Origin of the sequence: Mesorhizobium sp. PUT5 (genome assembly GCF_052216645.1) — a bacterium.
In the GTDB taxonomy this organism is placed as follows: Bacteria; Pseudomonadota; Alphaproteobacteria; order Rhizobiales; family Rhizobiaceae; genus Mesorhizobium.
The window spans coordinates 3,587,033-3,609,070 of record NZ_JBQOSO010000003.1 but is presented as its reverse complement, the minus strand read 5'-3'; the positions used below and the strand labels follow the sequence as shown (position 1 = coordinate 3,609,070).

General features: G+C 66.8%; 19 protein-coding genes and 1 tRNA gene. 11 read left to right on the top strand and 9 right to left on the bottom strand.

What is annotated here, in order from left to right; all coding sequences use genetic code 11:
• Window positions 1-4: 4 nt before the first annotated feature.
• Window positions 5-778, bottom strand: a complete 774-nt coding sequence (hisN, locus tag ACTDI4_RS19210) for a histidinol-phosphatase (protein WP_442842666.1) — start codon at window positions 776-778, stop codon at window positions 5-7.
• A 109-nt stretch (window positions 779-887) separates the two neighbouring features.
• The gene (locus ACTDI4_RS19205) at window positions 888-1,778 is read right to left on the bottom strand and encodes an N-formylglutamate amidohydrolase (RefSeq protein WP_442842665.1); all 891 of its coding nucleotides are present in this window, start codon (window positions 1,776-1,778) and stop codon (window positions 888-890) included.
• Window positions 1,779-1,987: 209 nt separating this feature from the next.
• Between ACTDI4_RS19205 and cpdR the strand changes: the two genes are divergently transcribed.
• The 6 genes from cpdR to ACTDI4_RS19175 all read left to right on the top strand — a co-directional run bounded on the left by cpdR (window position 1,988) and on the right by ACTDI4_RS19175 (window position 7,478).
• On the top strand, window positions 1,988-2,350 hold the full coding sequence (gene cpdR / locus ACTDI4_RS19200; RefSeq protein WP_018429348.1) for a cell cycle two-component system response regulator CpdR: 363 nt from the start codon (window positions 1,988-1,990) through the stop codon (window positions 2,348-2,350).
• A 112-nt stretch (window positions 2,351-2,462) separates the two neighbouring features.
• Window positions 2,463-2,537 (top strand) — tRNA-Val (locus tag ACTDI4_RS19195).
• Between the two features lie 196 nt (window positions 2,538-2,733).
• Window positions 2,734-3,846: a hypothetical protein gene (locus ACTDI4_RS19190; protein ID WP_442842664.1), complete on the top strand. Its 1,113-nt coding sequence runs from the start codon at window positions 2,734-2,736 to the stop codon at window positions 3,844-3,846.
• Window positions 3,834-4,220, top strand: coding sequence for a hypothetical protein (locus ACTDI4_RS19185; protein ID WP_442842663.1), 387 nt, complete (start codon window positions 3,834-3,836; stop codon window positions 4,218-4,220). Before ACTDI4_RS19190 ends, ACTDI4_RS19185 begins: the two co-directional genes overlap by 13 nt.
• A gap of 94 nt (window positions 4,221-4,314) precedes the next feature.
• The gene (locus ACTDI4_RS19180; RefSeq protein ID WP_442842662.1) at window positions 4,315-4,761 is read left to right on the top strand and encodes a universal stress protein; all 447 of its coding nucleotides are present in this window, start codon (window positions 4,315-4,317) and stop codon (window positions 4,759-4,761) included.
• A gap of 38 nt (window positions 4,762-4,799) precedes the next feature.
• Window positions 4,800-7,478, top strand: a complete 2,679-nt coding sequence (locus tag ACTDI4_RS19175; RefSeq protein WP_442842661.1) for a bifunctional acetate--CoA ligase family protein/GNAT family N-acetyltransferase — start codon at window positions 4,800-4,802, stop codon at window positions 7,476-7,478.
• Window positions 7,479-7,506: 28 nt separating this feature from the next.
• Here ACTDI4_RS19175 and ACTDI4_RS19170 read toward each other — a convergent pair whose 3' ends face one another.
• Window positions 7,507-8,328: a universal stress protein gene (locus tag ACTDI4_RS19170; RefSeq protein ID WP_442842660.1), complete on the bottom strand. Its 822-nt coding sequence runs from the start codon at window positions 8,326-8,328 to the stop codon at window positions 7,507-7,509.
• 150 nt (window positions 8,329-8,478) lie between these two features.
• Here ACTDI4_RS19170 and ACTDI4_RS19165 point away from each other — a divergent pair, with 150 nt between their 5' ends.
• Window positions 8,479-8,994 (top strand): GNAT family N-acetyltransferase, encoded by a 516-nt coding sequence (locus ACTDI4_RS19165; protein WP_442842659.1) that lies wholly within the window; start codon window positions 8,479-8,481, stop codon window positions 8,992-8,994.
• Between the two features lie 79 nt (window positions 8,995-9,073).
• Here ACTDI4_RS19165 and ACTDI4_RS19160 read toward each other — a convergent pair whose 3' ends face one another.
• The 3 genes from ACTDI4_RS19160 to ACTDI4_RS19150 form a co-directional block, all read right to left on the bottom strand.
• Window positions 9,074-9,523, bottom strand: a complete 450-nt coding sequence (locus tag ACTDI4_RS19160) for a universal stress protein (RefSeq protein ID WP_442842658.1) — start codon at window positions 9,521-9,523, stop codon at window positions 9,074-9,076.
• A gap of 60 nt (window positions 9,524-9,583) precedes the next feature.
• Window positions 9,584-9,988, bottom strand: coding sequence for a host attachment family protein (locus ACTDI4_RS19155; RefSeq protein ID WP_442842657.1), 405 nt, complete (start codon window positions 9,986-9,988; stop codon window positions 9,584-9,586).
• Between the two features lie 79 nt (window positions 9,989-10,067).
• The gene (locus ACTDI4_RS19150; protein WP_442842656.1) at window positions 10,068-10,334 is read right to left on the bottom strand and encodes an ArsR/SmtB family transcription factor; all 267 of its coding nucleotides are present in this window, start codon (window positions 10,332-10,334) and stop codon (window positions 10,068-10,070) included.
• A gap of 255 nt (window positions 10,335-10,589) precedes the next feature.
• Here ACTDI4_RS19150 and ACTDI4_RS19145 point away from each other — a divergent pair, with 255 nt between their 5' ends.
• From ACTDI4_RS19145 to ACTDI4_RS19135, 3 genes are read left to right on the top strand one after another with little or no spacing between them, the layout of a single operon-like run.
• Window positions 10,590-10,793, top strand: a complete 204-nt coding sequence (locus tag ACTDI4_RS19145) for a YgaP family membrane protein (protein WP_442842655.1) — start codon at window positions 10,590-10,592, stop codon at window positions 10,791-10,793.
• Window positions 10,794-10,803: 10 nt separating this feature from the next.
• Complete coding sequence (locus ACTDI4_RS19140; RefSeq protein ID WP_442842654.1) at window positions 10,804-11,847, top strand: efflux RND transporter periplasmic adaptor subunit; 1,044 nt, start codon at window positions 10,804-10,806, stop codon at window positions 11,845-11,847.
• The gene (locus ACTDI4_RS19135; protein WP_442842653.1) at window positions 11,844-15,113 is read left to right on the top strand and encodes an efflux RND transporter permease subunit; all 3,270 of its coding nucleotides are present in this window, start codon (window positions 11,844-11,846) and stop codon (window positions 15,111-15,113) included. The genes ACTDI4_RS19140 and ACTDI4_RS19135 overlap by 4 nt, the downstream gene beginning before the upstream one ends.
• A gap of 15 nt (window positions 15,114-15,128) precedes the next feature.
• Here the strand turns inward: ACTDI4_RS19135 and ACTDI4_RS19130 are convergent, their stop codons facing one another.
• Complete coding sequence (locus ACTDI4_RS19130) at window positions 15,129-17,453, bottom strand: phosphoketolase family protein (protein WP_442843407.1); 2,325 nt, start codon at window positions 17,451-17,453, stop codon at window positions 15,129-15,131.
• A 244-nt stretch (window positions 17,454-17,697) separates the two neighbouring features.
• Here ACTDI4_RS19130 and ACTDI4_RS19125 point away from each other — a divergent pair, with 244 nt between their 5' ends.
• A complete protein-coding gene (locus tag ACTDI4_RS19125) occupies window positions 17,698-18,885 on the top strand; it encodes an acetate/propionate family kinase (protein ID WP_442842652.1) in 1,188 nt (395 codons plus the stop codon).
• Window positions 18,886-18,889: 4 nt separating this feature from the next.
• Here ACTDI4_RS19125 and mgtA read toward each other — a convergent pair whose 3' ends face one another.
• Together mgtA and ACTDI4_RS19115 are read right to left on the bottom strand one after the other, a co-directional pair.
• A complete protein-coding gene (gene mgtA, locus ACTDI4_RS19120; RefSeq protein ID WP_442842651.1) occupies window positions 18,890-21,514 on the bottom strand; it encodes a magnesium-translocating P-type ATPase in 2,625 nt (874 codons plus the stop codon).
• 109 nt (window positions 21,515-21,623) lie between these two features.
• On the bottom strand, window positions 21,624-22,001 hold the full coding sequence (locus ACTDI4_RS19115) for a VOC family protein (RefSeq protein WP_442842650.1): 378 nt from the start codon (window positions 21,999-22,001) through the stop codon (window positions 21,624-21,626).
• Window positions 22,002-22,038: the final 37 nt, after the last annotated feature.

Genomic DNA, 22,038 nt, shown 5'->3' with positions numbered 1-22,038 from the left:
CAGACTATCCGCGCAGCGCTTCCATGGCCGCTGCGTGCAGTTCGGGCGTGGCGGCCGCCAGAATGTCGCCGCCGTTTTCGGGCGCGCCGCCGGAAAAGGTGGTGATGACCCCGCCCGCCTTCTCGATGATCGGGATGAGCGCCACGATATCGTAGGGCTTGAGGTCCGAATCGACGACGATATCGACGCCGCCGGCCGCCAGCATGGCGAAGGCATAGCAATCGATGCCGTAGCGAGCCAGCCGCACCTTCGCCTCGAAGCGGTCGTAAATGCCGCGCGACTCGCCCTTGAACAGAGCGGGCGTGGTGGTGAACAGCGTGGCCTCGTCGAGGCGGGCGGTGGCGCGCGTGCGCAACCGTTTCGCGCCGCCCGGCCCCTCGTAATGCGCGCCCGAGGCGTTGGCATAGAAGAGTTCGCCGGTGAAGGGCTGCGACATCATGCCGGCAACCGCATCTCCGTCCACGGTCAGGCCCACCAGCGTGCCCCAGGTGGGCACCCCGGAGATGAAGGCGCGCGTGCCGTCGATCGGGTCGATCACCCAGACCTGGCTGCTGGCAAGGTTCTCGCTGCCGAACTCCTCGCCCAATATGCCGTGCCCGGGAAACTCCGTCGCAATCAGGGCGCGGATGGCGCGTTCCGATTCCCTGTCGGCTTCGGTGACCGGGTCGAACTCGCCCGGAATCTTGTTGGTCACGGCGCCTTCGACGCGGAAGCGCGGCAGCGTCTCGGCGGCGGCGGCACGCGCGATGCGCCGCATGAAATCCACTGAAATGTCCAAGGGGCAGTCTCCCGAAATCGTCTGCGCGGGCAAGCGTCTCCGCTCAATAGCAAACCGGCACCGCAAATGCCATGACCCCGCCATGGGCGCGGCCGGCATCTTGCCGCTCCTACTCCGCCGCCAGCGGCAGGTCGAGGAAGCAATGGTCGGGCATGGCCATCAGGTCGGCGGCGAAACGCGCCATGTCGTCGGCCAGGGCGTCGAAGCCGGCCGTCTTGCGCAAGGTGCGCTCGTCCATGTAGAGCCCGCGGTTGACCTCGATCTGCAGCGCGTGCAACTGGCGGGCCGGCCGGCCGTAATGCTCGGTGATGAAGCCGCCCGCATAGGGCTTGTTGTGGGCGACCCGGTAGCCCATGCCCGATAGCAGGGCGATGGCCGTCCTCGTCAGCGCTCCCGAGGCCGAGGTGCCGAATCGGTCGCCCACGATGAAGTCCGGCCGCAAGCCCGCGTCTCCCACGCGAATGCTTGCCGGCATGGAATGGCAGTCGATCAGCACGGCGAAGCCGAAGGCGGCGTGGGTTGCCATCAGCAGCCGCTTCAGCGTCTCGTGGTAGGGCTTGTAGATGGTCTCGACGCGCGACAGCGCCTCGGCCAGCGGCAGCCGGCCCGCATAGATGTCGAGGCCTTCGCCCACCACCCTGGGTACGGTGCCGAGCCCGCCGGCGACACGCGCCGAGCGGATGTTGCAATAGGGTGGCAGCGGCTCGCTGAACATGCGCGGGTCCAGTTCCCACGGCTCGCGGTTCACGTCGAGATAGGCGCGCGGGAAATTGGCCGCCAGCATCGGCGCGCCGAGCGCCACCGCGGCACCGAAAAGCTCGTCGACATAGCAGTCCTCCGAGCGCCGGATGGCGTTGGCGTCCAGCCTGGTCATGGCCAGGAAGCGCTCGGGATAGGTGCGGCCGCTGTGGGGGGAGTTGAACACGAAGGGAACGCGCTGCTGGGCGCAGGGCCTGATCTCGAAGGGCGCGACATGCCCGAAGTCACTGGCTGCCATCATCGACCTGAACGCACCCGCTGCACCTGTCCATGGCCGGACCCTGCCATCGCGCCTGCCGCATGTCCAGCATTTCGGCGCCCCTCAGGCCCGTGCGCGGGGCCGGGGCGGCGCTTCATTCACTTGATGTTTACCGTCGCTCTTTCATATAGATGGATGGTTAACGGGGTTGCCGCGCGGCAATGCCGGTAAACGCATTCGGACGGGAAAATATGGCACGTATCCTTCTGGCGGAAGACGACGACGACATGCGCCGCTTCCTGGTCAAGGCGCTCGAGCGCGCCGGCTACCAGGTCAGCGACTTCGACAATGGCGCCAGCGCCTACGAGCGCCTGCGCGAGGAGCCGTTTTCGCTGCTTCTGACCGACATCGTCATGCCAGAGATGGATGGCATCGAACTCGCCCGCCGGGCGACCGAGATCGACCCGGACCTGAAGGTCATGTTCATAACCGGCTTCGCCGCCGTCGCGCTCAACCCCGATTCGAAGGCGCCGCGCGACGCCAAGGTGCTGTCCAAGCCCTTCCACCTGCGCGACCTCGTCAACGAGGTCGAGAAGATGCTGCACGCCGCATAGGCGTGGCGGCCTCGGCGAAAGGCCAAAGCGGGGGCATGCAAAAAGCTCCGTTCTTTCGCGTTTGCCGCTATTGACGCGCCGGAGCAAAAGTGGTGTATGCGCGGCGTCGGATGGGCGTGTAGCTCAGCGGGAGAGCACTACGTTGACATCGTAGGGGTCACAGGTTCAATCCCTGTCACGCCCACCATCCAAACAACTGATTTTTATGCCATTTTTTGCTCTGCGGCAGAATCTGCCAAGCCTAGCTTTGTTAGGCTAGCAACCATCCGACAGGCCGCTGACCGCAGATTGAGCGATTCTCGGGGCATTTCTCGTCGACCCCTGACCGCGGCTATTTCGGCCTTGGTATGCCATTTGCCGATGCGATTTGCGCGGAGCGGTCGATGGCGGTGGACGAAGACGGGCTGGACTGGGCGCTGGCGATGATCGAACCGGCGCTGGTGCTCGGCGATCGCGGCTTCCTCTTGGAAATGCGGACGCGGCTGGCGGCCGAGGGCGTGGCGGCGGCGGTGCTGGATCGGGATTCCGCCGCCATCTATGACTGGCTGCTGCACGCCATGCAGCATCAGGGCATTTCCGATGCCGCGGCGGAAGCTTTTGTCCACACCAACGCTCCCGTCGGCTGGGCTGGGATTTCCGACACGCTTCCTGTTGACGGTCGTCCCGCCTGTCCGAAGCTGAAGAGCTATTGGCATTTCGACGGCTGCGGCTATCGCAAGACGGCCCGCACATGCGCCGAACCTGCCCTGCTGGAGGCCTGCCCGCTGCCACGGCAGCCCTTGCGCAACGGACGGCTGAGCCAAGGCGCCTACAGCCTGTTGCTGTTCATCCGCGACGTCTGCGGCGGCGACATCGTCGGCTGGATCGATGCGCGGCTGAAACAGGCAGACCACCGGTTGGCGGATCCTCAGCATCGAGCTGCGGCCATGCGCTACGCCGTCCTGGAGCCGATGCGCAACATTTACGGCGTCTCGGACAAGGTGCTGGCAATGGCGCTGTCGACATTGCTGATGGGAGCCGCCAACGGCCGCGAGCGCTGGCTGACCACCGGCATCGGCATGATCGTCATCGATACGCTGGTGCACAATTTTCTTCATCGCACCGGCATCCTGCTGCGGTTGAAGGCAGACCATCCCTATGGCCCCGGCTGTTACGGAGCGGGCGGCTGCGCCGACATCGTCGCGGCGTTGGCGGACAGGATCGATGTGCGGCGGTTCAATCCGGGCTTCCCGGCCTGCTTTGCGCGTTTCGTCCAGCATACGCTTTGGCGCTTCTGCGCCCAAGGCCAGTTCGACATCTGCAATGGCAACCGCATCGACGATCGCCAATCCTGCCGCAGCACCTGCTGTCCGGCGGCAGGCCTGTGCCGCCGCGTTGCCCTGCATGACACCTCCGGGCAGCGCCGAACCGCCGAGGCTTTGATGTCGATCAAGGCATTGCCGGGTCAAAGGCGGTATGCGGAGGAAAAATTGAGGTGCTTTCCATGGTCAGAGTGACTGATCTCACCCCGAATTTCCGGCATGTCCGCCTGCTTCGGGCACGCGACAAGGCCCATCCGGCAGGCGAGCCCAACGAAGGCTACGACCTGCTCGTTCCGCTGGACGAGAATGGGTCTCTCCATCTCGACGACTGGAAGACCCATCGCGCCTTCTGCCGGGTCAGGCGCTTTGCGCGCGGCGGCGAGGAGCGGGTGGGCCGGCTGGAGCGCACCTCCGACGGGCAATGGTATTTCGACTATGAAGAGGGCGAAGACGACGACGAAATCGGCTTCCGGCTCGGGGAGGAACAATTCACGGCCGGCGAATATGTCTCCGTCTGGCACGACGATGTGATGCGCACCTACCAGGTCCAGCGGGTCGAAAGGCCCTGATCGATCCGCCTGCCCCTCGGCAGGCGGCCCCGAGGCGGTGACGTGCGGCGAGGATGAGCCGCGCAACCACGATGAAAGTCACGAGGAAGGTGGCATGTACAAGCACATATTGATCGCGGTCGACGGGTCCGACCTTGCCGAAAGGGGCGCTCGTCACGGGTTGGCGCTGGCCAAGCAGTTCGCAGCCGAGGCCATTGTCCTGACGGTGACCGAGCCGCTGAGCCCGGTGGCCATGGAGGCGGCGATTGCCGGCGGCATGCGCGACCCGCTGGTGATGTACGACATGCAGATGGACGAGCATGTCCGCAAGATCGACGGTCCCGTATCTGCCCATGCCAGGGAGCTCGGCGTGGCCATAGACCTGGTTCGCGAAACCGACGATTCCCCCGCCGATGCCATCCTGCGCGTGGCTGAGATGCGGGGCTGCGACCTCATCGTCATGGCTTCCCATGGGCGCCGCGGGCTGGACAGGCTGCTTTTGGGCAGCCAGACTGCCGATGTGCTGGCACGCACGACCATTCCGGTTCTGGTCGTGCGATGACCGGGGCGTGAGCGGCCCCTGGGTGCAAGGACGCCATCGTGACGATACGCAATCTCGAGCACGCCGTTCATCCCAGGTCCATCGCCGTCTTCGGGGCGTCGCCGCGCGCGGGAACGGTCGGCGGAATCCTCATCCGCAACATCGTCGAAGGCGGCTTCGGAGGGGAGGTCTGGCCGGTCAACCCGAAGCATGGCGAGATCGGCGGCCGGCGATGCTATGGCCGTGCGCAGGACCTTCCGGGCGCCCCGGACCTTGCCGTCATCGCCACGCCGCCGCACACCGTTCCCGGCATAGTCGCCGATCTCGGCGCCAGGGGATGCCGCGCCGCCGTGGTCGTCACCGCCGGCCTGACGCGCGAAAGCGGCCTGCGGCAGGCGATGCTCGATGCGGCCAAGCCGCATCTCTTCCGCATCATCGGCCCCAATACAGTGGGGCTGATGCTCCCGCCGCTCAAGCTGAATGCAAGCTTTGCGCATATGGCGGCGAAGCCCGGCAACATCGCCCTGCTTTCGCAGTCGGGCGCCATAGCCACCTCGCTGGTCGACTGGGCGGCGGACAACGATGTCGGCTTCTCGCACATCGTGTCGCTGGGCGACATGGCCGATGTGGACGTGGCCGACTGGCTGGACCTGCTGGCGGGCGACGCCGGCACGCGGGCCATCGTCATGTATCTGGAATCGGTCACCAACCCGCGCAAGTTCATGTCGGCGGCGCGGGCGGCCGCGCGCATCAAGCCCGTGGTCGCGGTCAAGGCAGGCCGCCACGAGCTGGCCGCCAGGGCGGCCGCCACCCATACAGGCGCGCTCTCCGGCTCGGACCGCGTGGTCGACGCAGCGCTTTCGCGCGCCGGCATATTGCGGGTCGAGGGGCTTGCCGAGCTGTTCGATTCCGCCGAGATCATGTCGCGCTTTTCCCCGCTGGAGCGCGCGCGCGTCGGCATCGTCACCAATGGCGGCGGGGCAGGGGTGCTCGCGGTCGACGAGCTTGCCGGCACCACCGCATCGCTCGCCGAGCTGTCTCCGTCCACGATCGAAAGGCTGGATGCCGGCTTGCCGCCCACCTGGTCGCGGGCAAATCCGGTCGACATCATCGGCGATGCGCCGGCCGGGCGCTACCGGTCTGCCGTCGAGATCGTTGCCGCAGACCCCGGCGTGGATGCCGTCATGGTGTTCAACTGCCCCACGGGGCTGGCCTCCCCGGCCGACAGCGCGACCGCCGTGGCGGCCCTGGCCACCGACGGCCGGATCGGAGTCAAGCCGGTTCTGACATGCTGGCTGGGCGAGCATATGGCGCGCACGGCGCGGCGCCTCCTTCAGAATGCCGGCCTTGCCAGCTTCGAGACGCCGGCCGACGCGGTGCGCGCCATATCCTATCTCGCCAACTGGTCGCGGGCGCAGAAGGCGCTGGGGCGCGTGCCATCGAGCCGCAGCGAGGACGTCGCCGCCGACCGCGAGACCGTGCGGCGCATCTTCCGCGCGGCCGCAGCCGAAGGCAGGCGGATGCTGACCGAGCCGGAGGCCAAGGCGGCGGTAGCGGCCTATGGCATTCCCGTTCCCGAAACCGTGATTGCGCGATCGCCGGCGCAGGCGAGGCAGGCCGCGGCAAGGCTGCTCGGCAAGTGGCCCGCCGTCGTCGTCAAGCTGCTTTCCAAGGCCATCACCCACAAGTCCGACATTGGCGGCGTGGTGCTCGGCATCGAAACCGCGGAGCGGGCCGGGGAGGCCGCCAGCGCCATCGAGGGCCGGGTGCGCGAGCGTGCCCCCGATGCCGACATAGAAGGCTATGCGGTGCAGCCCATGGTGGTGCGCAAGCATGCGCATGAGCTGATCCTCGGCATGAGCCGCGATCCGATCTTCGGCCCGGCGATCCTGTTCGGCGCGGGGGGCACCGCCGTCGAGGTCGTGAACGACACGGCGGTGGCGCTGCCGCCGCTCGACGACGTGCTGGCCGGCGACCTGATCGAACGCACGCGCATCGGGCGGCTTCTGGCCGGCTTCCGCGACCGGCCCGCCGCCGACCGCGAGGCGATCGCCGCCGCGCTCAACGGCCTGTCGCAGATGGTGGTCGATTTCCCCTGCATCGCAGCCGTGGACATCAATCCGCTGCTTGCCGATGCGGACGGCATCGTGGCGCTCGATGCGCGCATCGAGATCGATCCGGAAGCGGTCGAGCAGGCTGGCCCGAACCCGGCGCTGGTGATCCGGCCCTATCCGGCGGAATGGGAAAGGGACGTCGCGGTCGGCGCCGCGCAATACCGGATAAGGCCGATCAAGCCAGCCGATATCGGGCTCTATCCCGATTTCCTGGCGAAGGTCGCGCCCGACGACATAAGGCTGAGGTTCCTTGCCCCCCGCAAGAAGTTCCCCGACGAGATGTTGAAGCGGCTTACCCAGCTTGATTATGACCGCGACATGGCCTTCGTGGTGCTGGAAGCCGGCGGCGCGCTTGCCGGCGTGGCCCGTCTGTCGTGCGATCCGGACAGGTCGCGGGGCGAATACGCGCTGCTGGTGCGCACCGACCTGCAAGGCCAGGGCCTGGGATGGGCGCTGCTCCAGCAGATCATCGACTATGCGAAGGCCGAGGGGATCGGGCGCATCGAGGGCATGGTGCTGAGCGAAAACGAAGCCATGCTGCGCATGTGCGGAGAATTTGGTTTCGCGATAACGCACCAGCCGGACCAGCCGAGCCTTGCGCTGGTCGCGCTCGATCTCGGCTGAGGCGGCCGGGAATGTCCGGCCGCCTCTGTCAGCAGGACATGAAGCGGTGGAGGCCGGTTTCGTCCAGCAGCGAACGGGTGACGCCGCCGAAGGCCCATTGACGCAGGCGGCTGTGGCCATAGGCGCCGGTCACGACGAGATCGGCGCCGCTGGACGAGATGAATTCAGCCAGCTTCCGGCTTTCGGCGGAACTCTCGATCATCTCCGATCCTGCCTGTATGCCGTGGCGGGACAGGAACGCGGCCACGTCGGCAACGCCTTCGCGAATCCATGGCCCGACCTCTTCCGCGACGGTGACGATCGTCACCTGCTCGGCGCAGGCCAGCAGCGGCACGGCGTCGGCCACGGCGCGGCGGGCTTCGCGCGTATCCTTCCAGCCGATGACGGCTTTCTTCACCGGCACATGATCGGCGCCCTTGGCGACGACGAGCATGGGCCGGCCGGCCTGCAGCACGACGCTGCCCGGATCGGCGCTGCGGTACAGATCGCCGCTGTCGGCCCCCTCCGCGGCGCCCATGACGACGAGGTCCGCCGTCCGGGCGGCCTCGGTCAGGCCGCGCGTGGGGTTGTCGAGAACGTCGCGCCATTCGGTTTCGGCGGAACTTCCGGCCGATTTCGCGAAGGAGGCACGCACATCCTTGAACCTGCTTTCGATGTCGTTGCGCATCTGCTGCCAGGCTTCGCCGGCAAGCGCAGCGCCATCCGGCATGATGATGGGCATGGGGGCATCGGCCACGCAAAGGCCGATCAGCCTGGCCTGCAGGCGGGCGGCCAGATCGCTGGCCGCCTTGACGATCGGCGCGACAGGGCCGTCTATGTCGATATTCACGAGGACGGATTTGTAGCTCATCTGATGCTCTCCGGTCCGATATGGCAAACGCATGCAGAATAGGCGCTCTTGCGCTACGCCGCCTTGATCGGTGTCAATGCGGGGCCGCAGCGACACCTTCATCATGCCGGGCATGATGAGGACGAGGCCGGGCAGCGTCGGAGAAGGACCATGACCAGGGACGATTGGAGCCGCGATCTCACCACCCGCACAGGGCTGGTGCTTCATGTCAGGCCTGCCATGCCGAAGGATGCTGTGGCCCTGGCCCGCTTCTTCACCAACGTGAGCCCGGAGGACCTGCGCTTCCGCTTCCTGGGCGGGGTGAGGGAGGTGAGCCATGAGCGCATCGCGGCCATGACGCAGGTCGACCATGAGCGGACCGAGAATTTCCTGGCCTTCGCCGAAGACGGCAAGACGATCGTCGCCACCGCGATGCTGGCCTGCGACGACGCGCTGGAGAAGGGTGAGGTCGCGATCTCGGTCCATGCCGACTACAAGCACAAGGGTGTGGCCTGGGAGCTTTTGCGGCACGTTGCCCGGTTCGCGAAGGCCAGGGGCGTGAAGGTCCTGGAATCGCTGGAGAGCCGCGAAAGCCACGAGGCCATCGAACTGGAGCGGGAGCAGGGTTTTGTGGCCACCGCCAGCCCCGACGACCCGACCCTGATCCTCGTGCGCAAGGAGCTTTGAGGCACGACCCGGCGCGCTGGCCATCAATGCCAGTATCCGGGCCAGCACTTGGCGGGCATGCACCGCGCTGTCGAAGCCGCTACCGCACCACCACCACGGGGACCGCGGCGTTGGCCAGCACTTCCGCCGTTTGGCTGCCGAGGACGACCCGGCTCATGCCGCTGCGGCCGTGAGAGGCCATCACGATGGCGTCGCAGCCGCACTCGCGGGCCGTGTCGAGGATGGCGGGCGCGGCTCGACGGTCGGGAATGTGGATCGTCTCGATCCGGAGCCCCAATTGCGCGGCGACGACGCTGACCGACGCCAGGACGGACTGCGCAGCGCGGCCTTGGGCTTCCTCATAGGCGGCCATCTCGGCCTCGTTCGGTGTCCACAGCGCGGAGGAATAGGCGAACTGGCCGCCGGGCGCCTCCGTCACCGTCACCGCCGTGACCCGGGCGCCGTGCTGCTTTGCCAGTGCCAGACCATGCGCAACGCCGGCCTGCGCCAGTTCGGAGCCGTCGGTGGGAATGAGGATATGCGTGTACATGCCTTTGCCGCCCATTGCCGCGAATTCGTCGGCCACCCGCGAAACCACCCCGCGGCCTGATCACGCTTTGATCAGGGCCGCCTCGATAGCCTCGACGTCGTCGCCGGTCAGATCCTTGGCAAGGTCGCCGATCAGCCTGGCCTTCACCGCATCGTGGAAATGCCGGCGCATCTCGCCCAGCGTGCGCGGGTCGGCGATGACGAACAGCGAGGAGATGGCTCCATCCAGGGCCTGCCGGTTCAGGTAGGCGGCCGCTGCGCCGGCGAAATTGTCCTCCTCCAGCCGCGATGCGTCGGGATTGGCGGCCGTGCTGCGATGACGTCCGCCGGAGCCCTGATTGGCCGGCTGGATGACGCCGGCAGCTTCCGGCACCAACTGGATGCGAGGCTCCATGCCCTTGTTGCGGAACATGCGCAACTTCTCACCATCGACGACGGCGACGGTGGTGTCATTCGGCAAGATCATTTTCTCGTCCTGAGGGCTCGTGGTTCTTTTATTCCTTTCCAATTATCGGCCGGGCCGGCCTGCGCGACATTGATCTTCGTCAAGGAACCGGCTGCGGGCGGGGTTCGCAGAACGCCTCGTGCAACGCCTCCACGACGTTCCGGACCTCGGCCCGCGCGATGCGGTAGAATACGGCCGTGCCCTCGCGGCGCGCCTCGACGAGCCCGTCAGACCGCAGCCGCATGAGCTGCTGGGACATCGGCACCTGCTCGATGCCGAGCATCTGGCGCAGTTCGGCGACGGATTTTTCGCCGTCCACCAGCGCGCAGAGCACGAGCAGGCGTTGCGGATGGGAGAGGCTTCTCATCAGCTCGGCGGCCGCCTCCGCAGCCGGTATCATTTCTTCTACATTCATACTATTGAATTTATAATCTTTGAATGTTAGATGCAAGGTCGAAGGGCGGGCCTGTGACCCGCGCCACCTTAGGCCCGCGACATCCCGTTTGGAAGTTGGGCCGCGGCGGCCGGCATCGGAAAGCTCGGGAACATCATACGTCCCCTGCATGGGGCATTCGTGAAGAGCCGGCGGAAGGGCCGCCGGCTGAACCAAGGAGAGAAGCAAATGACCCTCGATCGCGCCGTTTTGAGGTTTGCCGGATTCATGGTGCTGGCTTCGCTGGCACTCGGCTATTTCGTGTCGCCCTGGTGGTATCTTCTGACCGCCTTTGCCGGCCTCAACATGGTCCAGGCCTCGTTCACCGGCTTCTGCCCGGCCGCCCTGCTGTTCAAGCGGCTCGGCTGCAAATCCGGCGTGGCGTTCAAGTAGCGCCGCCAGCATGTCGCGACCGATGATCCGTTCCTGGAACCTGTTGCTCGCCGCCTTTGCGGTGCTCGCCGCGCCCTCTCTTTCGCAGGCCGGCGAATTCGTCGTCCATGCGACCACAGTCGCCGAGATGAAGGCCGTCTTCGGCCAGGTCGAGAGCCGCATCGTGGTTCCGGCCCGCGCCCGCATCGGCGGTTCGGTGCGGCAGATCATGATCGGCGAAGGCGACCAGGTGAAGGAAGGGCAGGCGGTGGCGCTGGTCGTCGACGACAAGCTGGCCCTTCAGCTCGACGCCGCCGATGCAAGGATCGAGGCGCTCGGCTCGCAGCTCGAGAACGCCCGGCTGGAATTCGAGCGGGCTCAGCAGCTCCAGGCGTCGGGCACGGGCACGCAAAGCCGGCTGGACCTGGCGCGCACCCAGCTCGAAGTCGCCACCAAGCAGGTTGCCGCGGCGGAAGCCGACAAGGCGGTGATCGAGCAGAGCGCGCGCGAGGGCGAGGTGCTGGCGCCTTCGGACGGCCGGGTGCTGACCGTCTCGGTGACGCCTGGCTCGGTGGTGATGGCGGGCGAGCCGATCGCCCGCGTGGCGCCAGGGCCCTACCATCTGCGCCTGTCGCTGCCGGAGCGCCATGCGGCCGAGATCGTGCAGGGCGCGGAAGTCCTCGTCGGCGGGCGAGGGCTCGCGCCCTCCGCCGGCATGGAAGCCGCGCGGCCGGGCCGCATCGTCAAGGTCTATCCCGAGATCGCCGACGGGCGCGTCGTCGCCGATGTCGACGTGGCCGGCATCGGCGACTATTTCGTCAACGAACGCACGCTGGTGTCCATTCCAGTCGGCCGGCGCAGCGTGCTGGCCGTGCCGCCGGAAGCGGTTCGCACGGTGCACGGCGTCGACTATGTGCGCGTAGCACCGACCGCAGGGAAAGCGCCCAATGGGAAAACGCCCAATGGAGGGATCGACGTCGCCGTGATCCTCGGCGAGACCTTCGAGGATGGCGGCGCTGTTCGCGTCGAGGTGCTTTCTGGCCTTGTCGAGGGCGACCGCGTGGTGCTGCCATGAGGCTGGGCATCGCCGGCGGCCTCACCCGCGCCTTCATCGCCTCGCCGCTCACGCCGCTTTTTCTGCTGGCGGCGCTGGCGCTCGGCCTGATCGCGCTGGTCGCCCTGCCGCGCGAGGAGGAGCCGCAGATCTCGGTGCCGATGGTCGACATCCGCGTCGAGGCGAACGGGCTGAAGGCGGAAGACGCCGTCAAGCTCGTGACCGAGCCGCTGGAAACCATCGTCAAGAGCATCGACGGCGTCGAGCACGTCTATTCGCAGACCGAGGACGACGGGGCGATGGTGACGGCGCGCTTCAAGGTCGGCACCGGCTCGGACGCCGCCATCCTAAGGGTTCATGAGAAGATCCGCGCCAATATGGACCGTATCCCGGTCGGCGTTCCAGAGCCGCTGATCGTCGGCCGCGGCATAGACGACGTGGCGATCGCGGTGGTCACGCTGAGACCGGTGCCGGCCGCCGCCTCCCGCTGGAGCGCCAACGACCTGACCCGGCTGGCGCGCGAATTGCAGGTGGAAGTGGCCAAGCTGCCCGACATCGGGCTCACCTACCTGGCCGGCGAGCAGCCCGAGGAATTCCGCGTCGAGCCGGACCCGGAGAAACTCGCGCTCTCCGGCATCACGCTCCAGCAGCTTGCCGCCAAGATCGAAGGCGCCAACCGCTCCTTCCGCATCGGCACGGTGCGCGAGGAGGGCGGCCAGCGCGCCATCGTCGCCGGCCAGACCCTGCAGGCGCTGCCCGAGATCGGCAATCTGCTTTTGACCGCGCGCGACGGCCGCCCCGTCTATGTCCGCGACGTGGCCAAGGTGGTGCTGGCCACCGCACCGGCCGAGAACCGGGTCACCGACATACGCAAAGTGCCGGAAGGAGGACAGGACGGGCTGGCGCGCGTGCCGGCCGTCTCGCTCGCCATCGCCAAGCGCCCCGGCACCAACGCCGTCGCCATCGCCGACGAGATCATGCGCCGCATCGACGAGGTACGCGGCCGCATCTTCCCGCAGGACGTGGAAATGACGGTCACGCGCAACTATGGCGAGACCGCCAACGAGAAGGCCAACGAGCTGCTGTTCCATCTCGGCCTGGCCACGGTTTCCATCGTGGTTCTGGTCGCTGTCGCCATCGGCTGGCGCGAGGCGCTGGTCGTGGCCGTCGTCATCCCCACCACGATCCTGCTCACGCTGTTTTCGGCATGGATCATGGGCTACACGCTGAATCGCGTCAGCCTGTTCGCGCTGATCTTCTCCATCGGCATACTGGTGGACGACGCCATCGTCGTCATCGAGAACATCGCCCGCCATTGGGCCATGAAAGACGGCCGGCCGCGCGTGCAGGCGGCCATCGACGCGGTGGCCGAGGTCGGCAACCCCACCATCGTCGCCACGCTGACGGTGGTGGCCGCACTTCTGCCCATGCTGTTCGTGTCGGGCATGATGGGCCCCTATATGAGCCCGATCCCGGCAAACGCTTCCGCCGCCATGCTGTTCTCCTTCTTCGTGGCGGTGATGCTGACGCCTTGGCTGATGCTGAAGGTCGGCGGCGCGGGCCATGGCGCGCAGGATGCTGCACCCGGAGGCCTGCTCGGCCGCCTTTACGTGGCAGTCGCCCGGCCTGTGCTGAAGACGCGCGCCCGCTCCTGGGCGTTCCTTCTGGTCGTGGGCATCGCCACGCTGGCATCGCTCGGCCTCATCTACACCAGGCACGTCACGGTGAAGTTGCTTCCCTTCGACAACAAGTCCGACCTGCAGGTGGTGCTGGACCTGCCCAAGGGTTCGTCGGTCGAGGATACCGACCGCACCTTGCAGGCGGCTGTCGAGGCGCTGGCCCCGATCCCGGAGGTCGCCTCCTTCCAGACCTATGCGGGTACGGCTGCGCCTTTCGACTTCAACGGGCTGGTGCGGCATTATTACCTGCGCGCCAATCCCGAGCAGGGCCAGGTGGCGGTGAACCTCGCGCCCAAGGGCGAGCGCCGGCGCGCCAGCCACGCCATCGCGCTCGACATGCGCACGCGCCTGAAGAGCCTTTCCCTGCCCGCAGGCGCCGTGCTGAAGGTGGTGGAGCCGCCGCCCGGGCCGCCGGTGATGGGCACGCTGCTGGCGGAGATCTACGGCCCCGATCCCGAAACAAGACGCGCGGTGGCGGCCAAGGTGCGCGAGGCCTTCGAAAGCGTGCCCTTCATCGCCGACGTGGACGACAGCTACCACAACCGGCCGCAGCGCCTGCGCGTGGCCATCGACCAGGACAATCTGGAATATTACCGGGTCGAGCAGTCGGACGTCTACGACACGCTGCGCTATCTCTATTCGGGCGCCACCGTCGGCTATTCGCATCGCGGCGGCGGCCGCCGGCCGATCCCCATCCGCATCGCGCTGGACAAGGGGGCGGCGACCGTCTCCGAGCGCGCGCTGGCCACGCCGGTGCCCGCCAACGCCCTGCTCGGCGGGCGCGGCGTGGTCGAGCTCGGCGATGTGGTGGAGGTGCGGCGCGAGCCGGCCTCATGGCCGATCTTCCGGCACAATGGCCGTGCCGCCGAGATGGTGCTGGCCGAACTTGCCGGCGCCTATGAAGCGCCGGTCTACGGCATGCTCGCCGTGCGCGACGCCATCGACAAGGCCGACTGGGGCGGGTTGCCCAAGCCGGCGATCGCCCTGCACGGCCAGCCGGACGACGAGAGCCATCCGACGCTTCTATGGGACGGCGAATGGGAGGTGACCTGGGTAACCTTCCGCGACATGGGCGCGGCCTTCATGGTGGCGATCCTCGGCATCTACATATTAGTGGTGGCGCAGTTCGGCTCCTTCAAGCTGCCGCTGGTCATCCTGACGCCCATACCGCTCACCTTCATCGGCATCCTGCTGGGACACTGGCTGTTCGGCGCGTCCTTCACGGCCACCTCGATGATCGGGTTCATCGCGCTCGCCGGCATCATCGTGCGCAACTCGATCCTGCTGTCGGACTTCATCCGCCATGCCCGCACGCCGGGGCGGCCGCTGCTGGACGTCCTGCTCGAGGCCGGCGCTATTCGCTTCAAGCCGATCCTGCTCACGGCGCTGGCCGCCATGATCGGCGCGGCGGTGATTCTGACCGACCCGATCTTCCAGGGCCTGGCCATTTCGCTGCTGTTCGGCCTGATCTCGTCCACGGCGCTCACCGTGCTCGTCATCCCGGCCATCTATGTCGTGCTGCGCGGCGGCTCGAAAGCGGGCGCAGCGGCCAATGAAACCTCCCGCGATGCGTCGCGGCAGGAGGGGCCCGGCACGTCTTCCGCGTGAGCGGGGGAAACCGGACTAAGCGTCCCCTCGCCAGCGCCAGTCGCGCACCATGGGCATGTCGGTGCCGTTGGCGACGATATATTGCCTGTGCTCGATCAGGCGGTCACGGATCGCCTGCTTGACGTAGACGCCGGCCGCGCCGAGCTTGGGCACGCGGTCGATTACGTCGCCGACGAGATGGAAGCGGTCGAGGTCGTTGCGCACCACCATGTCGAAGGGCGTCGTGGTCGAGCCCTCCTCCTTGAAGCCGCGCACATGGATGTTGTCGTGGTTGGTGCGCTTGTAGGCCAGGCGGTGGATCAGCCAGGGATAGCCGTGATAGGCGAAGATCACCGGCTTGTCCTTCGTGAACAGTGCGTCGAAATCGGCGTCGGAAAGCCCGTGCGGATGCTCGGTCTTGGGCTGCAGCGTCATCAGGTCCACGACGTTGACGACGCGCACTTTCAGCTCCGGCATCTCCTGCTGCATCAGGTCGACGGCCGCCAGCGTCTCCAGCGTCGGCACGTCGCCGCAGCAGGCCATCACCACGTCGGGCTCGCCGCCTTTGTCGTTGCTCGCCCATTCCCAGATGCCGATGCCGGCGGTGCAGTGCTTGATGGCCTGGTCCATGTCGAGCCATTGCGGCTGGGGTTGCTTGCCGGCGACGATGACGTTGACGCGGTTCCAGCTGCGCAGGCAATGGTCGGTGACATAGAGCAGGGTGTTGGCGTCCGGCGGGAAGTAGACGCGCACGATGTCGGCCTTCTTGTTCACCACATGGTCGACGAAGCCGGGGTCCTGATGGCTGAAGCCGTTGTGGTCCTGCCGCCAGACATGTGATGTCAGCAGATAGTTGAGGGAGGCGATCGGCCGCCGCCATGCCACCTCCTTCGAGGTCTTCAGCCATTTCGCGTGCTGGTTGAACATGGAATCCACGATGTGGATGAAGGCTTCGTAGCAGGAGAAGAAGCCGTGCCTCCCCGTCAGCAGATAGCCTTCCAGCCAGCCCTGGCAGGTGTGCTCGGACAGGATTTCCATGACCCGGCCATCGGGTGCGAGATGGTCGTCATAGGAGAAGGTCTCGGCGTTCCAGGCGCGATTCGTGGCCTCGAACAAATCCTGCAGCCGGTTGGAGGCGGTTTCGTCGGGACCGAAGACACGGAAGTTGCGGCTTTGGGCGTTGCGCCGCATCACGTCGCGCAGGAAGGCGCCGGCAATCCTGGTGGATTCGGCATCCGCGCCGCCGGGCGCGGTCACGGCCACCGCATAGTCCCTGAAATCGGGCAGGCTGAGCGGGCGCATCAGCGCCCCGCCATTGGCATGGGGGTTGGCGCTCATGCGCCGGTTGCCTTGCGGGGCGAGCGCGGCGATCTCCGGCTGCAGGCGGCCGGTCCCGTCGAACAGCTCCTGGGGGCGGTAACTCAGCAGCCAGTCCTCCAGCAGGGCCAGATGCTCGGGCTTTTCCATGGTGAAGGGGACCTGGTGGGAGCGCCAGAACCCCTCGGCCTTTAGCCCGTCAACCGTCTTCGGCCCGGTCCACCCCTTGGGCGCGCGCAATACGATCATCGGCCAGACCGGGCGCTCCGTGTCGCCGTTCTCGCGCGCTTTCCTCTGGATGGAGCGGATGCCGGCAAAGGCTTCGTCCAGCGCGGCGGCCATCTTGGCGTGCATGTCGTGCGGCTCATCGCCTTCCACCATGATCGGGCGGTAGCCGTAGCCGGTCAGCAGCGCCTCCAATTCGGCCGGCGCGATGCGGGCCAGCACGGTCGGATTGGCGATCTTGTAGCCGTTGAGATGCAGGATCGGCAGCACCGCCCCGTCAAGCGCCGGGTTAAGGAACTTGTTGCCGTGCCAGGAGGTGGCGAGAGGCCCTGTCTCGGCCTCGCCGTCGCCCACCACGCAAGCGGCGATCAGGTCGGGATTGTCGAACACCGCGCCGAAGGCATGGGCGAGTGAATAGCCCAGTTCGCCGCCTTCATGGATCGAGCCAGGCGTTTCCGGAGCGGCATGGCTGGGAATGCCGCCGGGAAAGGAGAACTGCCGGAACAGGCGGCACATGCCGTCCTCGTCCTGGGATATGTCGGGATAGAGTTCGCTATAGGTGCCTTCCAGCCAGGTGTTGGCCACCACGCCCGGCGCGCCGTGGCCCGGCCCGGCAATGTAAAGCACGTTCGCATCCAGCTTCCTGATGATGCGGTTCAAATGCACGTAGATGAAATTGAGGCCGGGCGTTGTGCCCCAGTGGCCGAGCAGGCGCGGCTTCACATGCTCCTTGCGCAGACGCTCTCGCAGCAGCGGGTTGGCAAGCAGGTAGACCTGTCCGACCGACAGGTAGTTGGCGGCCCGCCACCAGGCATCCATCAGCTTGGCTTCCCCGGCGGAAAGCGCTTCGTGCTTGCTCGTAGAGGCGGGCTTCTTGTCCGTATCCATCGGAAGTCTCCGTTGAAGGGCCGCAGGCATGCCGCTATCTCAGGCAGGGGAAGATAGATCGGCAGTCCGGGAAGTCATCCCGCAGCAAGCACTTCCTGATATGATGTCTCGCGCAGCGGGGCCTTGATCCCGGTCAAGACGCCGCTCGCAGCAAAGCAATGGCCGGAGCAAGGGAATGGCCGAAGCGATCCTGACGCTCAATGCCGGCTCTTCCAGCCTCAAGGTCGGGCTTTTCCGGCGCGTCGGCGCGGACCGGCTCGATCTTGCCGTGCGGGCCGAGGTGGCGGAACCGGCCACGGCACCGCGTTTCTCGGCTCGCGATGCAGGCGGGGCCTTGCTGGAAAAGCTGGACTGGCCGCAGGCGGCGAACGATTTTCGCGTGATTGCGCAAAAGGTGGTCGGCTGGGCAAGCCGTCACCTCGCAGGGGACAGGCTTCTGGCCGTCGGCCACCGGATCGTGCATGGCGGATCCGCCTACATCGCGCCGAAGCTGCTGACGCAAGATCTGATCGAGGCGCTTGACCGCCTGGCGCCGCTGGCGCCGCTGCACCTGCCGCAAAATCTGGTGCCGGTGCGCGCGATCGCGGCGGCGTATCCGGATATGGCGCAGGTGGCGTGTTTCGATACCGCCTTCCATCACACCATGCCGCCCGTCGCCGCGCGTTTCGCCCTGCCGCGGAACTACGAGGCCGAGGGCGTGCGGCGATACGGTTTCCACGGCCTCTCCTACGAATATATCGCCGGGCGGCTGAAGGATGTCTCGCCGCGGCTGGCGCGGGGCAGGACGGTCGTCGCCCATCTGGGCAACGGCGCCAGCCTGTGTGCGCTGCGCGCCGGCATCAGCATCGACACCACAATGGGGTTCAGCGTGCTGGACGGGCTGGTGATGGGGACGCGGCCGGGTACGCTCGACGCCGGCGTGCTGCTCTACCTGCAGCAGCACCACGGCATGAGCGCGAGCGAGATCGAAGATTTGCTCTACCGGCATTCCGGCCTGCTCGGCGTGTCCGGCGGCATCGCCAGCGACATGCGCACGCTTCTGGCAAGCCCCGAGCCGACGGCGCGGGAGGCGGTGGAGCTGTTCGTCTATCGCCTCGTTCGCGAGGCCGGGGCGCTTGCCGGTTCCCTTGGCGGGGTGGACGGGCTCGTTTTCACGGGCGGGATCGGAGAACATTCGGCGCCGATCCGGGCGGCGGTCGCCGAACGGCTTGCCTGGCTCGGGCTGGAGATGGATGCGAAGGCCAATGCGCGCGGCGAAGCCCTGTTGAGCACGCCTGACAGCAGCCTGGAGCTTCACATCATCCCGACCGACGAGGAGATCATGATCGCCCGCCATACGCTGAAGCTGGCGGCGGGGCGATGACGGCTCAGGCGGCGTTCGTCCTTGCCCGGCCGCGCCCGCCATGCCGCAATATGCGTGGCCCGTGCGCAAGGCGGCGATCTTCCCTCGAAAAGAACCAGCGCTTGGTCGCCTCCGATGCAGCCAGATAGGCGAGCGTGATGACCAGCAGGCCGGCCATCACCGGCGCGGGCAGCGGCACGAAGCCGAACCAGTTGGCTCCGGGCAGATAGGGGATCACCACCGCCAGGACCGCGACGGCAAGCGTCAGCCAGGCCAGCAGCGTGCCCGGCCGGCTCCGCCAGAACGCCTTGCGGGTGCGGATGACGAGGACGATGGCCAGTTGCGTCAGCAGCGATTCCACGAACCATCCGGTGCGGAACGTATCTGCACTCGCATGCATCACCAGCAGCAGCAGGCCGAAGGTCAGGAAGTCGAAGCACGAACTCACCAGCCCGAAATAGATCATGAAGCGGCGGATCGAGCCGATGTTCCAGCGCCGCGGCGCTTCGATCTGCTCCGCATCGACGCGGTCTCGCGCGATCGCCAGCGAGGGCAGGGAGGAAAGCAGGTTGTTGAGCAGGATCTGCTGGGCCAGCATCGGCAGGAAGGGCAAGGCAAGCGAGGCGAAGGCCATCGAGAACATATTGCCGAAATTGGCGCTGGTGGTGATGGAGATATATTTCATCGTGTTGGCGAAGGTCCGCCGGCCGTCGTCCACGCCGCGCAACAGCACGCCGAGGTCCTGCTTAAGCAGGATCATGTCCGCGGCCTCGCGGGCCACGTTGACGGCGCCGTCAACCGATATGCCGATGTCGGCCTCGTGCAGGGCAGGCGCGTCGTTGATGCCGTCGCCCAGATAGCCGACGACATGGCCGCGCCGGCGCAGGGCCTGGATGATGCGTTCCTTCTGGTTCGGATCGATCTCCACGAAGAGGTCCGTCCGCTGCACGCGTCCGAACAGTGCCTCCTTGGTCATGCCGGCCAGTTCCTCGCCGGTGAGGATGTTGCGATGGCCGAGGCCGATCGTTTCGGCCAGATGCGCCGCCACGTAGCGGTTGTCACCGGTGATGACCTTGACGGCGATGCCGCGTCCGCGCAGTGCGTCGAGCGTTTCCGCCATGCCCGCCTTCGGCGGATCGAGGAACAGCAGGAAACCGGCGAAGCCGAGATCGGCCTCGTCCTGCCGGCCATAGGATTTCGTACCGTCGAAGCGCCGGACCGCCAGGCCCAGCACGCGATAGCCCTGGCCGCTCCAGCCGCGTACCCTGTCGTCGATCCGCGCCCTGCAGCTATCGTCCAGCGGCCTGGCCGTCACCCCGTCGAGGATCGAGGAGCATGCTTCGAGCACGTTGCTCACGGCGCCCTTGCAGATCATCAGGTCCTCGGCGGCGCCGCTTCGACGCGCGACGACGGACAGGCGCTTGCGCACGAAATCGTAGGGAATCTCGTCCGCCTTTTCCCACTCGGCGAGCGGGTCGGCCTCGGTCTTCGCGGAGCCGATGGCTTCGTCCAGCGGGTTGGCCATGCCCGACTGCAGCGTGGCGTTGAGGATGGCCCAGAAACGGACGTCCGCCGAATCCCCGCCGTCCATGTCCTTGCAGGCGTCGAGCCGGACGATGCCCTCGGTCAGGGTTCCGGTCTTGTCCGTGCACAGAAGGTCCATGCTGCCGAGATTCTCGATGGCATCGAGCCGGCGCACGATGACGCCGCGGGCCGCCATGGCGCGGGCGCCGCGGGCCAGCGTCACGGAGATGATGGCGGGTAGCAGCTCCGGCGTGAGCCCGACCGCCAGGGCCAGCGAAAACAGCAGCGAGTCGATCAGCGGCCGGTGAAGCATCAGGTTCGCCGCGAACACCAGGATGACGATGACCAGCATGATCTCGGTCATCAGGTAGCCGAAGCGGCGGATGCCCCTCGCGAATTCTGTTTCCGGCGCGCCGCGTGCGATGGTGGCCGCGATGGCGGCATATTCCGTGTGCTCACCCGTGCGGACCACCAGAAAGGTCGCCGTGCCGCTGCGCACCGAGGTGCCGGTGTAGACGGCATTGTTGCGCTGGCCGATCTGGGCTTGCGCCGGCGACAGGCCTGGGGATTTGACCACAGGGTAGGTCTCGCCGGTGAGCGTCGCCTCGCTGACATTGAAGTCGCGCGCCTCCAGCAGCACCCCGTCGGCGGGAACGAGATTGCCGGCCGAGAGCCTGACCACGTCGCCCACAACGATCGTCTCGGCCGGCACGGATGCCTCGACGCCGTCGCGCAGCAGCGTGGCCCTGCGCGAGATGCGCGCGGTCAGGGCCTGCATGGCCTTCGAGGCGCCGTATTCCTGCGTGAAGCTGAGGAAACAGCTCGCCAGGATGATGACCGCGATGATCGCGGCCTCGCTGCCCTCTCCGACGAAGGCGGATACGATGGCGGCGAAGACCAGCACCAGCACCAGCGAACTGCGGAACTGCCTTATGAACGTGCCGAGCGCGGTTGCGCCGCCCCTTTTGCCGATGCTGTTCGGACCGTTGCGCTTAAGCCGTGCGGCCGCCTCTGCCGACGAGAGGCCGGCCGGCCGCGAGGCAAGCGCGGCGAACAACTCCTCGACCGGCCTCGCCCAATATGCGGCGGCGCCATTCGTGCTCGCTTCCGAAGTTTTCGGCAGCATGCGCGTCTCCCGGGGGCGGACGTTGCGAAGCTAGCACGGGCGTATAGGCATGCATACGATCGTCGTGCATGCAGGAAGCCGGGCGGCGTGGAGGGGCGAGATGGCCGGCTTATGGCGCCAGGCACCCGCCACAGAGCTTGTTGCCGTCGGGATCGCGAAGATATGCGAGGAACAGGCGGCGCGTTCCCTCGCGCACGCCGGGCGGGTTCTCGATCGACTTGCCGCCATTGGCAATGCCGGCATCATGCCATGCCTTGACCATTTCGGGACTGTCCATCTTGAGGCCGATAGTGCCGCCGTTCGCATGCGTTGCGTCGTTGCCGTCGATCGGTCTGGTGATCAGAAAGCGCGCCCCATCCTTTGAGTAGACCAGGCGTCCCTTGGCATCGATGGTTCCTGCCGCCGCGCCCATCGCGGCGAATGTCGCGTCATAGAACTTGCGCGACCGATCGAGATCATTGCTGCCGACGACGACGTGGGTGAACATTTCCGCCCTCCAATGGTTATGCCTCAGAAAACCAAAA